This is a genomic window from Endozoicomonas sp. ONNA1, from assembly GCF_024606325.1.
GTDB lineage: Bacteria > Pseudomonadota > Gammaproteobacteria > Pseudomonadales > Endozoicomonadaceae > Endozoicomonas_A.
Genome location: NZ_JAHHPN010000650.1, coordinates 1 through 14,183, shown reverse-complemented (window position 1 = coordinate 14,183; position 14,183 = coordinate 1). Strand labels below are relative to the sequence as shown.

Here is a 14,183-nt window from a genome sequence, read left to right as displayed (position 1 = left end):
CTTATGTTGGGAGAATCTCTCCTTTTGCTCTCAACCCGAATACGACCCATCTTATATTTGCCATGAACCATGAAACTGAGCAAGTCAAAAAAATGGATGAATCGGAGGGAGCACGAGCACAGCAGCTTCAGCCTTTAATAGACACTCCACTCCCACCAATGACCCGTGTACAGGTTGCTGCCATTATTCAGGGGTTGAATACAGGCATTGATGAAGAAATCTTAAACACTATGTTGAGCTATGTCCCGGCAAAGCCTCCCGAAGAAAGCCTGACCATTCTTGGTATGATTGATACAGTGAAACTAATTCTCAATATTAAGATTGACAAAGACCAGAAAAAGTTGATGGAAGTTCTATATTCAATTCAGGGTACCGAATCTCCTATCGATATGGCCAATCCACAGCACCAACGGAGCCTCGCGAAGTTGATGGTGAGTTACTATACAGCCATCCATTGCAAGGGAACCCCCCTTAAAGCAAATAGTTTCTTTTTTCTCTCATTCCTGCTTGATGCTACTCATTTGTCTGGTATCGAGAGACTCTATGCCAAAAAAGGTGACCTTTTTGGTGTAAAAGAACCCATACAAGATCTCAACGTTTTAAAAGCAAATATTAAAGAAACTGCTACAGTCTTCTCTGACCTGATGCTGTTGGAAGAAATGCGCCTTGAGTTTTTGTTGCGAAAAATGGAGGACCCCTTTGAAACTGAAAAATACGGGGCATCATTCGATGCAATGCTATTAGCCTCTTCCTCTCTACTCAACTACTACGTTAATGATTTCGGAATGCCGGTTTGTCTGCGTAATATAAAATCAGATAAACGAATGTTAAGGCTAATAAAAGAATACGGTGAAAAAAAACCTGAATTAGTTGTTTGGAATAGTCTTTTCGTGAGTTTCATTGATACCTTAAGCCTGATGCTTGATCCTTTTGTTATACAACTCGCAAATACACACATTGACAACATGTCGAGTTATTTTAGCCGCTCAAATTGGGATCAAACCATTCCTGACTTTACCGGTAAAGAAGCCAAAGAACAGAAATTATTTGAAATATTTAAAAAGGTGGTAACCGACGCAAAAGATAACCCGGGAAATGAACATCCTGAATTATTTCAAGAATTGCTTATAGCCATAGAAAAATACATGTCATATCAATTACAAAAAACTTTTACTGATCAAAATGATTACCAAGTCATACTGGTAACCCTCTGCATAGGATTTGAGGACCTGCTGGAACAATCACGCAAGACGCTATTATACCTTGAGGCAGGTGCTGTACTCCTTGAGGCAGGTGCTGTCATCAATGCCAATCAGCAGGCTGATGGAGCCAAACATGACAAGACCACAGGGGGAGATGATGAAAAAGAGTTCGACAAAGAAGACAGGCTGAGAAAACACCTGGATGAACGTATATACGACTTGCGAGCTTTCGTCAACTTGCTCATGTCTAAATATGCTTTTGCCATGGAGACGCCTTACAGTTCTGAAAGCAGTGATACTGACAGCAGCGCCTCTGATATGCTTGATTCCTTCAGAGAAGAGTAGCCTGGACGGAGTTTGTTTTTAATCGTCTTCCTGTTCTTTCAGACCAAGCGCCAACAGCAGGCCTCCCAGCAAGCTGCTAGCTCCGAAGCGGTAGTGATTTCGGTCGATCCATTTCTGCCCCATAATGTCAGCGGCAATCTTCAGGTGTTCTGCAGCGTCTTGTGCTGTTCGAATGCCACCCGAGGGCTTAAAGCCTACGTTCTGCTTGCCACTGTCTCGAATGGCTTCCAGCACGATGCGGGCAGATTCGAGTGTAGCGTTGACAGGCACTTTGCCGGTAGAGGTTTTGATAAAGTCGGCACCGGCTTCAATGCAGATATCACTGGCTCGACGAATCAGAGCAGGGTCTTTCAGTTCACCGGTCTCAATGATCACCTTGAGCACCACCTTGTTTGCGCAAACTTCTTTACAGCGGCGAACCAGCTCAACTCCAGCGGCTTCCTCACCCGCCATGAAAGCCCGATAGGGAAAAACAACATCCACTTCATCCGCACCATAAACGACAGCTGCTCGAGTTTCTGTGACCGCCAGTTCAATATCATCACCGCCCTCTGGAAAGTTACTCACAGTGGCCACTGTCACGTCGTTCAGATCCAGTTCTTTCAGGGTCTTTTTAGCGATGGGGACAAATCTTGGGTAAATACAAACTGCGGCGATATTGCCTGCCGGCGTCTTGGCTTTTTGGCAGAGATCAATAATCACATCCGGCGTATCATTGTCGTTGAGGGAAGTGAGATCCATCAGTTTCAGAGCCAGACGACTGCTGGCAGTGAGATCGTTCACGGATTGGTCCTCTGGCTCAAAAGAGCTTTAACGGCGACATAAAAGAATAGAAAAGTGCCTGGAGCCTGCCGTAGTTTATCTTCGAATGCGCGTAATATCACCACCGAAATCAGGCAGGGAAGAATCTCAGAAACAAAAAAACCCCTGCACCAGAGTCGCAGAGGCATTTTTTGCCAGCTCAAGGCTGTTTTGCTGATCATCCACCTGAGTCTGCAGCGCGGACTGCGAACTCAACACTTCTTGCCGGAGTCTCTGTATTGCAGGAACAGGCAACAGTGCAATACATTTCTCCCTCATAATCATGAAGTCGCCCGAAGTGAAGTGGCTATCCTAGTGAATTCAAAACACCAAATACAGCAAGTATTTTTGGATGGGCATTCGGCTTTTTTGAATACTGGTACGGGAGAGCCCGGTACTGAGACTCATCTCATGCCGACAAAGGTATGAGCCTGTCGATAAAAAACTCTCATTTAGACTCCCTTTCTGACAGCCTAAGAGATACTCTAATGACACCTCAAAGTCGGCAAATAGTAGTATTCACTTCATGATCCCAACGGAATCCCTCGAAATTGTCAGGGCCGTAGCCCACTTCAGAAACTTTACCGCAGCAGCCAAGCACCTGCATAAAGTACCTTCTGCCATCAGCTACACCGTCCGGAAGCTGGAAGAGCGACTGGATGTACAACTGTTTTTGAGAGACAGCAAGCGGGTCGAGCTGACTCCGGCGGGTGAGCACTTTATCAAGCAGACAGGCAAACTGCTGGCTGAACTGGAGGAACTGGAAAAAACAACCCGCCAGATGGCTTCGGGCTGGGAACATGACATCAAGATTGCCCTGGATAACGTCGTTAACCAGGGCATGGTTTACGATTTGATTCGCGACCTTCAAACCGTTCGTCCCGAGACCAACCTTGTAATCAATACTGAAGTTCACAACGGCTCATGGGATGCCCTCTTCCACAACCGATGCCAGCTGGTCATTGGTGCTCCCAAAACCATTCCAGACAATATTGCTACTAATGACCGTTTTGAATGGAAATCTATGGGTTCTCTGGCATGGGACCTGGTGATGTCTCCAGAGCATCCATTGGCCAGCGTTTCCGGTCCGATCAGCCAGGACATGCTGAAGACTTATAGTTCGATCTGCATTCAGGATACTTCCAGAGTCTTTCGACAGGGCTACAACCTGTTGCTCGAAGACCAGCAAATCCTTCTGGTTCCCAGTTTTCGCATGGCTATTGAATGCCTGCTGAAAGGGTTGGGCATCACTATCATGCCAAGCCACTTTGTTCAGCCCTACATTGAACAGGAGTTGCTGATTCGCAAGGATGTTCTGGATATTCCCATGAATGATCGTTGCTATCTGGCCTGGAACAAGGAAGTCATGGGCAACGGTATTCGCTGGGTTCTGAACTGGTTGGGTGAAGAAAATTGGCTGAACAAAGTCTGGCTACAGTACGACGCCATGAAGCCCATGGGATATCACGTTCCCTGAATCATACGTGTCAGGCAACTGTGCACTGGAAGTCCAGCGCAGACTTCAGGGGTGGATATGTCTTCTTAAGATGGATGCGGCCAGCACTTCATATGCAGCTCGCATGCAAGCTCTTCTTCTACAGGACCAATGACTTCTATGTTGCCATAGCAGCAGTCAAAAACGTTTCTGCAACCCATTTGAGTGGAGTGCCCGGCAATCTGGTCCAGTGCTTGCATACTGCATCCGTACACCACTTTCTGGATTCCGGCCCAATATATTGCTCCGGCACACATTGGGCAGGGCTCTGTGCTGCTGTAAAGTGTGCATTCACACAGTTGTTCTCTTGGTATCTGTCTGCAGGCATGGCTGACCAGACTGAGTTCTGCATGCCGGGTCTGGTCACTTTCTGCTTCGGTAGTGCTTTCAGACTCCAAAAGAATTCTGCCGTTATGCACCAGCACCGCACCAAAGGGCGCCTCCCCTTTGTCCAGAGCCTGACTGGATAACTCTATAGCTCGATAGATGAATGGTTTGTGCTCACTCATGAGAAACCCCATAGATATCGGAGAGAGGAATTTTTATGTTAGCAGGAAGTCCCGCTTCTGCGCCGATCAAAACGGTTACCCATAGCCAGTAAATTCCCCAGCAAAATAACCGCCACTCCCAACACAGAAACCGGCGTCCATTGGTGCCCCTCCAAAACGGTTGAGATCAACAAGGCAATGATGGGATAAATAATATCGACATAGGCGGTTCTGTCAGATCCCATGCGCTGAATCAGGGCAATGTATGAGGTCATTGCCACTACCGAACCAAAAGTCACCAGATAAATCAGGGAAACCAGATAACCCGGACTGAAGTCAAACGTTGGCGGAACGCCACGGAGCAAAGCCATAGCCCCCATTTCCAGACCACCGTAAAACATGGCAAACACCGTCACAGGTGCCACTGACAAGCCATCTTTCTGATTAACTTCACAGGAGACACTGCCCATGGAAAACATCAGTGCAGCGCCCAGTGCCAATGCCAGTCCCTTTAGCTGCAGGGTATTGGAATCAATCTGTGAGATATGGGGAAAAAACACCATAAGCACACCGGCACTGCCCAATGTCGCTCCTATGAGAACAGAACGTTTAACGGCGTGCCCTAACCAGAAACGAGCAATCACAACATTTGAATAAAGAATGCCCGTACAAATTAATGCTGAAAGCCCACTACTGATGAATTTTTCGCTTTCATAGACCAGCCAGTAGGAAATACCGCAAAGGAAGGTTCCCTGGAAAAAGAATCTGAGATGCTGCCGAAGGGTAAAGCCCGTTAAGCCGCCTCTGAAACAGCAAATAAACCATAACAACACAGCGCCAGACAGAAACCGGTAAGCGACTGACCACATGGCGTCAACAGTCCCCAGCTGCCAGCTGACGGCATACCAGGTGGAGCCCCAGACCAGAGAGCAGATACAGAAAAGAGTGGCATTGGACACGTTCTGAACTTCCCGCATCAGAATATTAACTGTATGACATTAGGCCAACTGCAAAGTTTCGCCAGAGCACTAAACGCTTTATATCCAATTCTGATAAAAACTGGAAATTGCTTAGTGGAACGAAAACTTGCCTTCAACCGGGGGGACACAATGCTCTTGTTCTGACACGACATACTGCATGGTCTGACACTCCCGGTACAACCAGCTCTTGGCTTCCAGGGACATTGCAAGAAATTCAGAGAACTGACTATAACAGATGCCATTGGCGGTCATCATAATATCGGAAGCCACCAGCAAAAAATGGCCTGAATCCAGCATCTCCAGAAACAGTTTAAGGGTAGGTAAACCATGGTTGAGGCGGGTCATATCGGCCTGAACTAAAAATGCAGAGGAAGGCTTCAAATCCAGCTCGGTTGAAAAAAGAATACCAAATGGCTTAATAAACAGACGACTATCGAGTACGCCATCCAGAGACTGAAGTGATGAGATATGCAACCCCTCACACCGGTCACACATCCAGAATTCATGACCGTCCTTATTGAGCCATTCTGCCACCTGCTGAAGGTCTGGTATTACTAACTTTCGCATCAACGCTATCTCTGTTTTATTAACTATCTTATGGGTTCCTTCAGAGTGAGGAAATGGTCAGTTTGACCAAAACCTGATGCAATCCAATTGCACCGGTTATCAAAATCTGCAAGTGTCACTAACGATTCTGTCAGTCATTTTGGCGGCGAATCCCTGCATACTCTGCAAACAACATCAAATAGCAACACAAGGAGTGCAGATTATGCAGGGATCATCAACAATCAGTGCCGTTATCCAAACAGCCCTACACGCCGCCGCAAGCCCGTTCGCAGGCATTACTGCCGGAGTGCGATTACTCACCACCATGGTAGCGACTCCTGGTGCTGTCGCAGGCTACCTGTTAGGAAAACTGGTCAGTAAAGCCATTGAAGCGAGTGTAAAAAGGTTCAACAAAAACCGAACCATGAAGACCCGCAAGCACCTTTGCCGCATCGTCAGGGTACTGCAAACGACTGGCACCATTGTTGGCACTACTCTGGTGATCATGCAGGCACTCTCTCACCCTCTGTTGATGGCCTTATATGCTGCCCCCGTGGTGACAACAGCAGCCAAACAAACCGTCAGACACCTTATCGCCTGTGGAAGCGTTTACCGGTCGTTCAAAAGATACGGAGCCTCAGAAACCTTGAGGCGGACTGAGAGAATAGCTTCGTGCTCAACAGCAAAGCCATTCCAGGAGGCTCATTAGAAGCAGACACAAAGGTTGATGTTGGCTCAGCCCGGCAAATTTCTTATTTGTCGCAACAAACCCGGCCTTAAATCTGTTAAAGTGCACGCCCAGACATCGTTCACTGCAACATAAGGCTTTGCTATGCGTTTTCTGGCTCAGGTTCAGGCTGCCATGCGTAAGAACAACTCTTTGCTCTGCGTAGGCCTGGACCCAATACCCGAGAAGTTCCCCGCCCACATTCAGGCGCTCGAGCAACCTATTCTGGAATTTAATCGCTTCATCATTGATGCCACCGCAGACTTGGTGTGCGCTTACAAACCTCAGGCCGCCCATTATCATGCCCGTGGCGCTGAAGACGAACTGGCCCGGACCATCGAATACATCCAGGATAATTACCCGGATATCCCCGTCATTCTCGACTCAAAACGGGGCGATATTGGCAGCACGGCGGATCAGTACGCTATGGAAGCGTTTGATCGCTATCGTGCAGACGCCATCACCGTCAACCCATATATGGGCATCGATACTATTGCACCCTTCAGCCGCTATGAAGATAAGGGTACCGTCATCCTTTGTCGAACCTCCAACCCCGGAGCCGCAGCGATTCAGAACCTGAAGGTCGGTGACGACTTCCTGTATGAAGTGATTGCCCGTAAGGCCAAAGAAGAGTGGAACAGCCATAACAATCTGCTGCTGGTTGTTGGTGCCACCAACCCTGAAGAACTCAGGCGTATCCGTGCTATTACCGGTGATATGACCTTTCTGGTTCCGGGTCTGGGTGCCCAGGGTGGAGACGTAGAAGCCACCGTTAAAAATGGTCTCAACAGTCAGGGTGAAGGCATCATTGTAAACTCTTCCCGTGGCATCATTTATGCCGGCAGTGATGAAAACTTTGCCGAGGCAGCCAGGGCCGCCGCCATTGAGCTCAGAGACCAGGTGAATCAATACCGTTAACCATTGGCATTTTCCCCCACCTGAATCGGTAGGGGATTCCTCTGCCAAGAGTCGGCTGCCTTGACGACAACAGGCACTGGCATGTGGCCGGGCTCTTTAAAGTGGTTTGCGAAGGCTGTGTATATCTTCTATACATCCTCTTTCTATTTTTTAAAAAAGTCTCGGGATGCATACACGCATATTCTTGCTCTTTTACTTTATCATTCTTTTTCAGGTACCTGTGACCTACGGAACGATAACAAAAACTTCACCAAGACATTTTGTTGTAGTACGGGACGGAGAAACGAGAGAAATTACCATAGTGGGTACACTTGGGATCATTGAATATTTTGCAGAGGTTAAACATAAAAATTCCGCATGCTCTGGTTGCAGAATGTATTTAATTAGAACATCTGACGGGAGATATTATGTACATCATAAAAAAAATAAAGTGGAGGAACCCGGCATGGCGAATTTGTTGAAACATTTAAGTGCCAGAAGTCGGAGACCAGGGGCGCTTCTCCTTATTCCGGGAGAGGTAGCCGAGCAATATTTATTGCCCTGTTATCTACCGGACAATGTTGGAACAGAAATGCAAACCACACACACCCCTCACTTATCGCAGCTACCCAATGGTGATTATCATATTATTCCGGGACCGGAAAGTTCAATTTCTGAAACGATGATTGTTGGCGTTTTTGAAGTAATAGAAGAGATGACCTTTCCGATTCAGTGATGCAGATCAAACTTCTTAAGCTCAAGATAGCCGCTTGAATGCGTCAAAAAAATTGTGTGATTACGATGGGGCTACCCAAATGCGGTCGGATTTTAACCAAAGGGTTACGATGACCAGAAGTGTAAGAGCTATTGGCTGCGTAGGCAAACGATAAGGTGAGTGCTTGCGAGATAGGCTTTCAGTCCCAGTCAATCACTGCTCCAACAAGTTCCGGATCAATGATCAAAGTCCCTGAGCAAGCTGAATTGACTGAGGCGTGAAGCTTTGCGATCAAATGTCCAGGTGGTTTTACATTGAAGCCCGTTATGATGAGCAATCATTGCATCGGCAAAATCGTAACCGTTGGTATAATCATCAAGGGCTTTGAGTGTGGCCTGATAGTCCTGCGTCAGGCACTTTTGTAACTGAATAACGGCTCTTAATTTCTGACATTGCTGAGCTGGACTGACTTGATAGAAGTGAGTGAGTACCCAGACACATTCTACCAGAACTACAGGACTGATATAGAACTTGTTACAATTCTTCAAAAAACTGATTGTCTGTTGATATTGGTTTTCATCATCCCTGACAAGGTAGCGAACAAGAATATTGGTATCAATGCCCTCCATTTTTGCCGCCTTCTTTACCCTGCCATAATGCCTGAGCTCCTTCTTGAATGGCTTTCTCCATATCATCAAGAGTCGCTTTCCGGCCATTAGTATGATCTGCGAGGCATCCTCCCAAGGCTTCTATATCATCAGACATTGGGGTAAGTACAATCATTCCATCCTTCTCTTCAAACATAACTTTATCGCCAGGTTGAAGTTGGAATTTTGCCCTTATTTCAATAGGAATAGTAACCTGACCTTTGCTGGTAATAGAGCTGGTTGACATAGTTTTGATCTCACTGAAAGAGTATTACTAAAAGTAATACCTGCTCGATTACCTGTCAAAATGTCCACCTTTTGTAGGATTAACGGTTCCAAACAAAGTCCATCTGTTTTGCCGTTTTCTCAGCAAGTTCCAGACTGTGCAACAAACTCACCAGTGAAAGACTCATATCGATTCCGGCGGTAATACCGGCTGATGTCATAATAGAGCCGTCTTTTACCCAGCGCTGGCCAGAGATCACATCCAGTGCTGGATACTGTCGCTTAAGGTCAGGAATATCTTCCCAGTGAGTGGTGATCTTGATTTGGCTACTCTTGCGCTTTTTCGAATATAAAGAGATCTGACCAGTTGGGCAAGCTTCAGGGCAGAAATGAAATGCCTGAAAAGACACGCGCAGCCATTTAAAACAGCAAAGCTGTTGCGAGGAATTGCAACGAAGATACAGGTTCGATACTCCCTTACAACCCTGCTGTTGTTGGCTTCTGTTTTTTCAGCTGTATACTTAGGCGTTATTTCTGATTAAGGAAGCTTCCCATGCGCAGACTCAAGAAGCTGTTCGACCAAAACCGCGAATGGTCAGAGGCTGTTCGGGAAAAAGAACCTGGTTTTTTTGAACAGCTTTCTCAGCAACAGGCGCCCAAATACCTCTGGATAGGCTGTTCTGACAGTCGGGTACCCGCCAATCAGATTACCGGTCTGGTACCTGGTGAGCTGTTTGTGCACAGAAATGTGGCCAATCAGGTCATTCACACCGATCTCAACTGTCTCTCTGTTATCCAGTTCGCCGTTGAGTACCTGAAAGTCGAGCACATTATAGTAACCGGCCACTACGGTTGCGGAGGTGTTCAGGCAGCGGTTAAGAACGGCAAACTGGGCCTGATTGATAATTGGCTACGTCATATTCAGGACGTACAGCACAAGCATCAAACCTTCCTCAATACTCTCGACAATCAGGAAGACGTGTTCGAATGCATGTATGAACTGAATGTTGTGGAACAAGCTCTGAATGTCTGCCAGACCACCATCGTTCAAGATGCCTGGCTACGAGAACAAGACCTGACTGTCCACAGCTGGATTTATGGACTGAAAGACGGCCTTCTGAGAGATCTGGGATTATGTGTCTCTGATCCGGAAAGCCTGGATGAGCTTTACAGCAATGCCATCAGGCAGATCACCAGTGCAGCTGTTGGATGATGATATAGATACCCTTTCATTTTCTTGATCTATCCTTCCTCTCTGAAAACCAAATCGGAAGGATAGAATTATCAGACATACACTCTTTGCGGCACAACTGTTTCTGCTGTGGTTTTTTCTGTCATCTCTCAGGCCAGAGCGCATGCTCTGGCAGCAGGTGATAATGTTAAGGTGCCTTCAAAGAGAACGGAATCAGGCAGTTAAACTTCGATTCAATATCTGCCCATCTGGAGAGAAGACTGTGTGACTTCTCAATAGAGAGTTCAATATCTCATCAGGCGCTGGTTGTACTTCCCTTTCCCTGACAATGGTTCTGCAATAAGGACAGGTTGTATTTTCCAATAGCCAAGTCTCCAGGCAGTCTTCGTGAAACATATGTCTGCATTGTTCAAGAACCGTGACTGCCCTTCTGGCAAAAGGTTCGAGACAAACAGGGCAATTATCGGTCTCCTGTTGATAGGGCGGCCGATTATTTGGGCTGCCGGGTGGTGTAATTCCGTCCATATCTCTTACTCCTGTTTCTGTTTTTCATATAACTTGTAGTCTCAGATCATTGTCTATCCATTTAGTTCCCTGCGCTTATTTTTTTGTTACGCCCGGCATGGGCTTACAGGGTGAAAGCCCCCTGTGAAAGAACCTGCATCTGACTGGCGGTAAAGACGCCCGCTGATGACAACCACCATTAATGTACTACAGTCCCGCAAGGAGCTGTGCGGAGGCAGTCTGTGCGGAATAACATAATTTGCCGGAACCAGGTGACAGGATCACGTTTTAAAGTAAGAATAAATGCATCCTGGTGGGTGAAATTTGTTCTTCACTCATAGCTGCCTTGAATAAAATAACGAACACTAAGCCGCACGCGCTTTCCACTCCAGAGGATACATCCATGATATCTGAAAAATATCCGGTCCTGATGAGACTGCTTCACTGGCTGATGGCCCTTACAATCCTGGGTATCATTGCCAGTGGTTGGTACATGGCAGGTCTGTCCAAAGATGTCAGCTATAAATACGACATCTATCCATGGCACAAGTCTTTCGGCATCCTGGTGCTCCTGCTGGTAGTGATCCGCATTCTGATACGATTATTCAGCAAAGTACCCAAGCTACCCAAAGGATTGCCGCATCATGAAAAGGTATTGGCCAGAGTCACTCATTATTCTCTCTATGCCTTGATGATTCTTGTGCCTGTCAGCGGTCTTACCATGTCGGACGCTGGAGGGCGTGCTGTCTTCTTCTTTGGCATACCTCTGCCCGAGTTAATGGAAGACAACAAGGAGCTTGCAGGAACCCTGCATACGATTCACACCTATATTCCCTACGCATTTCTGGGGATCATTGCGCTTCATGTGGTAGGTGCACTTAAACACCGGTTTATGGATAAACCTGAAAACGATGTGCTCGGCAGAATGTTGTGAATTTGTCAAAAAGGGCTCCTTGTAAGAGCCCTTTTCTATAGTCTTTCCCAGTGAGCCCCGCGCCCTTTGCCAATGGGCTTCAGCTCTCCGCTTCTTCGCTTCTGCTGAACCACCTTCTTCACCAGTTCCCGGCTGACCGTAGGTAACTGAATACAAATATCAGCCACTGAAAAAGGACCCTTTGCATTGTCAATTGCCATAGCAATCAACTGCGACTTGGGAGCCCGGCTGCCCTGGTTTTGCAGTGCATCCACCCTTAACTCCAGCTCTTCATACGCTTTGATCACACTATCCAGAAAGAAGTTAATCCAGGGCATGGGGTTATGGGTCCCTTCATGCCAACCTTTCACACTGAACCGGAGGGCATCCATATAAGCCTGCTCGTTCTGCGCAAAGATTCTTTCCAAACTGATATAGCGACAAATATCATAGCCATTGATGGAAAGCATCAGAGTAGCAATCAGCCGGGAAATTCGCGTATTACCATCACTGAACGGGTGTATGCAGAGAAAATCCAGTACTGCACAACTCACCACCAGCAGAGGTTCTATCGTCTTTTCCAGACACTGGTGATAGAGCCCCACGCTGAACTCCATCGCTTTTGGCGTTTCAGTAGCCGGAACGGTTCGATAAAGAACGCCTACCCGATTACCCTCTGAATCACGCTCCACAATATCCTTGTTGGTCGCTTTCCATCGTCCTCCTTCATGGGGAAAGTGACTGTACAGGGTGGCATGAAGCTGCCGGATAAGCCCCGGAGAAACATTAGTGTGCTCTGCAGGCTCCGTCACCCTGTCCAGTACATCACGGTACCCCGCTATCTGTCTTTCAGCTGAAGTGGCTGGCTTAATTTCATATTGCACCAGTTTTCTTAATGCTTCCTTGCTGACGGCAATGTTCTCAAGACTGTTGCCATACTCCACAGACTCCAGAGTAGCTACCTGCCTGAGCGTATCGAGAATCTCAGCCTGTTGACGCAGGGTATGGGGCTGTCGTCCACGGAATTCACCCATCTGTCTGAAGCGTCCCAACTGGGAGGCAGTGAATCGATAGTCTGACAAGCGTTCCAGCGTGTGCATTTGGATTCCTGACTAACGGTTAATTATCGGATAATATTCCTGCAAATTATGCCTGTAAGTCATTTAGTATCCAATAAACTTATAAGTTTGCTAATACACTTATTAATCGTGAAAAGACGGTTAATGTTCAATTATTTTGCATATCAACCGTCAAATCGACAGATAAATTAATTGTTACTGTCATCAGACGAACTTAATCGATAAACCTTGACGTAATGACCTGTTCTCAGAGTCGACATAAGCACCTGTAGCGCTCTATTCCATTCACAAACCAGCCCGCTGGAAGCTCTCAACGAAGCTCGCTCTCCAATATTGTCAGAGAAACACAACATTCTCAGCGTCATAGTGGCATCTTGAGCCGAGATGATTGCAACAAATTTCGGTTCGTAGGGTTCCTGAATCACCATGATAAAGTCACCCGTTCCAAGTGAAGCGCTCATTAACTGTCGGACTGAGTTGAACTCCTGAAGCTCTTGGGGCTCAAGCTCAATCTTAAGGGCCATCATCGCTTGCCCCATATCCATTAACCTTAACAAGGCATACAAATCCGGAAGCCGCGATTCGTCCAGGCCCTTAGGCAATGAAATCTTTTCTAAATCGCTCGACATTTGATTCAAAAAACATTGCCGAATCGCAATGTCATGCCCTTTTGTGGTATCTGAAGCCAGGGTCACTCCAAGCTTGCCACTGCAATCCCCCTTATGCGGGCTGGCTACTTCTTCTTCATACGGGCTATAAAAGGCCGTAGAGGTAGCCTCTAATATGTACTTGAGCACATCAACTGTGGCCGGTAAATGAACCCGATAAAGCTGGCCTTTCATCTTATTCAGGTAGAATTTGATTCCCCAAGAAAAGAGTTTTTGATCATTAGTGACATAGCCAATCAGACCGCCTGCCTGATTCAGAAGAAAAGCAAAGGTCATTATTTTTTCTACGACAATGAAGGCAAGGAAATAGTCTCCCTGAGTATTGGGAAGAATCAAGGCATAATAACCATCAGGTAAAGCCTTAATATCGCTTATGGGTTGGGCGTGCTCCCCCATCCAGCCAACAGAAGCCAGCCCTGCCACTACATTCTGTTGCATATCAGCCTGCACGTTCTTCCGTTGCATGGCAGCCTGAGCCTGAGTTAACACCTGCTGAAATTGCAGTACGTTAAGATCTGAAGCCTCGAAAACAATCGGCACCATACTCGTTTCCAGATAACAAACATTGAAGGATGAAGCCGATGGTGACCGCCCGGGAGGCTCAAGGTCAACTGGAGCTTGCTGCTTGAAAACGCTGAAGTCGTACGGCTCGGTACACCATTTACAATCAAGTTGATTTTCAGTATCCGGATCTGAGTCTGATCCTGGATCTGGATCTGGATCTGGATCTGGATCTGGATCTGGATCTGGATCTGGATC

At 46.9% G+C, this 14,183-nt stretch carries 18 protein-coding genes; 7 read left to right on the top strand and 11 right to left on the bottom strand.

Annotation, left to right across the window (positions count from 1 at the left end; all coding sequences use genetic code 11):
- Window positions 1–194 precede the first annotated feature (194 nt).
- The gene (locus tag KDK19_RS15235) at window positions 195–1,547 is read left to right on the top strand and encodes a hypothetical protein (protein ID WP_257253606.1); all 1,353 of its coding nucleotides are present in this window, start codon (window positions 195–197) and stop codon (window positions 1,545–1,547) included.
- Window positions 1,548–1,565: 18 nt separating this feature from the next.
- Here the strand turns inward: KDK19_RS15235 and deoC are convergent, their stop codons facing one another.
- The gene (gene deoC / locus KDK19_RS15230) at window positions 1,566–2,330 is read right to left on the bottom strand and encodes a deoxyribose-phosphate aldolase (protein ID WP_257292287.1); all 765 of its coding nucleotides are present in this window, start codon (window positions 2,328–2,330) and stop codon (window positions 1,566–1,568) included.
- Between the two features lie 126 nt (window positions 2,331–2,456).
- Window positions 2,457–2,633, bottom strand: coding sequence for a hypothetical protein (locus KDK19_RS15225; protein WP_257281655.1), 177 nt, complete (start codon window positions 2,631–2,633; stop codon window positions 2,457–2,459).
- Window positions 2,634–2,874: 241 nt separating this feature from the next.
- Between KDK19_RS15225 and KDK19_RS15220 the strand changes: the two genes are divergently transcribed.
- Window positions 2,875–3,825, top strand: coding sequence for a LysR substrate-binding domain-containing protein (locus KDK19_RS15220; RefSeq protein ID WP_257281656.1), 951 nt, complete (start codon window positions 2,875–2,877; stop codon window positions 3,823–3,825).
- A 65-nt stretch (window positions 3,826–3,890) separates the two neighbouring features.
- Here the strand turns inward: KDK19_RS15220 and KDK19_RS15215 are convergent, their stop codons facing one another.
- From KDK19_RS15215 to KDK19_RS15205, 3 genes are all read right to left on the bottom strand, one after another.
- Window positions 3,891–4,352 carry a nucleoside deaminase gene (locus tag KDK19_RS15215; RefSeq protein ID WP_257254612.1) on the bottom strand — a complete coding sequence of 154 codons (462 nt, stop codon included), beginning with the start codon at window positions 4,350–4,352 and terminating at the stop codon, window positions 3,891–3,893.
- Window positions 4,353–4,390: 38 nt separating this feature from the next.
- Window positions 4,391–5,290: a DMT family transporter gene (locus KDK19_RS15210; protein ID WP_257292286.1), complete on the bottom strand. Its 900-nt coding sequence runs from the start codon at window positions 5,288–5,290 to the stop codon at window positions 4,391–4,393.
- Window positions 5,291–5,401: 111 nt separating this feature from the next.
- Window positions 5,402–5,878 carry a hypothetical protein gene (locus KDK19_RS15205; protein WP_257254610.1) on the bottom strand — a complete coding sequence of 159 codons (477 nt, stop codon included), beginning with the start codon at window positions 5,876–5,878 and terminating at the stop codon, window positions 5,402–5,404.
- Between the two features lie 202 nt (window positions 5,879–6,080).
- Here KDK19_RS15205 and KDK19_RS15200 point away from each other — a divergent pair, with 202 nt between their 5' ends.
- The 3 genes from KDK19_RS15200 to KDK19_RS15190 all read left to right on the top strand — a co-directional run bounded on the left by KDK19_RS15200 (window position 6,081) and on the right by KDK19_RS15190 (window position 8,217).
- Complete coding sequence (locus KDK19_RS15200; protein WP_257281657.1) at window positions 6,081–6,566, top strand: hypothetical protein; 486 nt, start codon at window positions 6,081–6,083, stop codon at window positions 6,564–6,566.
- A 123-nt stretch (window positions 6,567–6,689) separates the two neighbouring features.
- Window positions 6,690–7,502: an orotidine-5'-phosphate decarboxylase gene (gene pyrF / locus KDK19_RS15195; protein ID WP_257292285.1), complete on the top strand. Its 813-nt coding sequence runs from the start codon at window positions 6,690–6,692 to the stop codon at window positions 7,500–7,502.
- 220 nt (window positions 7,503–7,722) lie between these two features.
- Window positions 7,723–8,217: a hypothetical protein gene (locus tag KDK19_RS15190; RefSeq protein WP_257292284.1), complete on the top strand. Its 495-nt coding sequence runs from the start codon at window positions 7,723–7,725 to the stop codon at window positions 8,215–8,217.
- A gap of 215 nt (window positions 8,218–8,432) precedes the next feature.
- On the opposite strand, the gene KDK19_RS15185 is transcribed toward KDK19_RS15190, so the two are convergent.
- The 3 genes from KDK19_RS15185 to KDK19_RS15175 all read right to left on the bottom strand — a co-directional run bounded on the left by KDK19_RS15185 (window position 8,433) and on the right by KDK19_RS15175 (window position 9,478).
- Window positions 8,433–8,825: a PIN domain-containing protein gene (locus KDK19_RS15185; RefSeq protein ID WP_257281658.1), complete on the bottom strand. Its 393-nt coding sequence runs from the start codon at window positions 8,823–8,825 to the stop codon at window positions 8,433–8,435.
- Window positions 8,812–9,090 carry an AbrB/MazE/SpoVT family DNA-binding domain-containing protein gene (locus tag KDK19_RS15180; protein WP_257254605.1) on the bottom strand — a complete coding sequence of 93 codons (279 nt, stop codon included), beginning with the start codon at window positions 9,088–9,090 and terminating at the stop codon, window positions 8,812–8,814. The genes KDK19_RS15185 and KDK19_RS15180 overlap by 14 nt, the downstream gene beginning before the upstream one ends.
- A 79-nt stretch (window positions 9,091–9,169) precedes the next feature.
- On the bottom strand, window positions 9,170–9,478 hold the full coding sequence (locus KDK19_RS15175; protein ID WP_257292283.1) for a hypothetical protein: 309 nt from the start codon (window positions 9,476–9,478) through the stop codon (window positions 9,170–9,172).
- A 143-nt stretch (window positions 9,479–9,621) separates the two neighbouring features.
- On the opposite strand from KDK19_RS15175, the gene can reads away from it, so the two are divergent.
- Window positions 9,622–10,281 (top strand): carbonate dehydratase, encoded by a 660-nt coding sequence (gene can / locus KDK19_RS15170; protein ID WP_257254603.1) that lies wholly within the window; start codon window positions 9,622–9,624, stop codon window positions 10,279–10,281.
- Window positions 10,282–10,473: 192 nt separating this feature from the next.
- Here can and KDK19_RS15165 read toward each other — a convergent pair whose 3' ends face one another.
- Window positions 10,474–10,785 carry an RING finger protein gene (locus KDK19_RS15165; RefSeq protein ID WP_257292282.1) on the bottom strand — a complete coding sequence of 104 codons (312 nt, stop codon included), beginning with the start codon at window positions 10,783–10,785 and terminating at the stop codon, window positions 10,474–10,476.
- 382 nt (window positions 10,786–11,167) lie between these two features.
- Here KDK19_RS15165 and KDK19_RS15160 point away from each other — a divergent pair, with 382 nt between their 5' ends.
- Entirely contained in the window at window positions 11,168–11,698 is a 531-nt protein-coding gene (locus KDK19_RS15160) for a cytochrome b (protein ID WP_257254601.1), read from the top strand.
- 35 nt (window positions 11,699–11,733) lie between these two features.
- Here KDK19_RS15160 and KDK19_RS15155 read toward each other — a convergent pair whose 3' ends face one another.
- Both KDK19_RS15155 and KDK19_RS15150 read right to left on the bottom strand, forming a co-directional pair.
- Window positions 11,734–12,777 carry a Fic family protein gene (locus KDK19_RS15155; RefSeq protein WP_257292281.1) on the bottom strand — a complete coding sequence of 348 codons (1,044 nt, stop codon included), beginning with the start codon at window positions 12,775–12,777 and terminating at the stop codon, window positions 11,734–11,736.
- A gap of 167 nt (window positions 12,778–12,944) precedes the next feature.
- Window positions 12,945–14,183: hypothetical protein (locus tag KDK19_RS15150; protein WP_257254599.1), on the bottom strand; the 1,239-nt coding region annotated here is incomplete at its 5' end.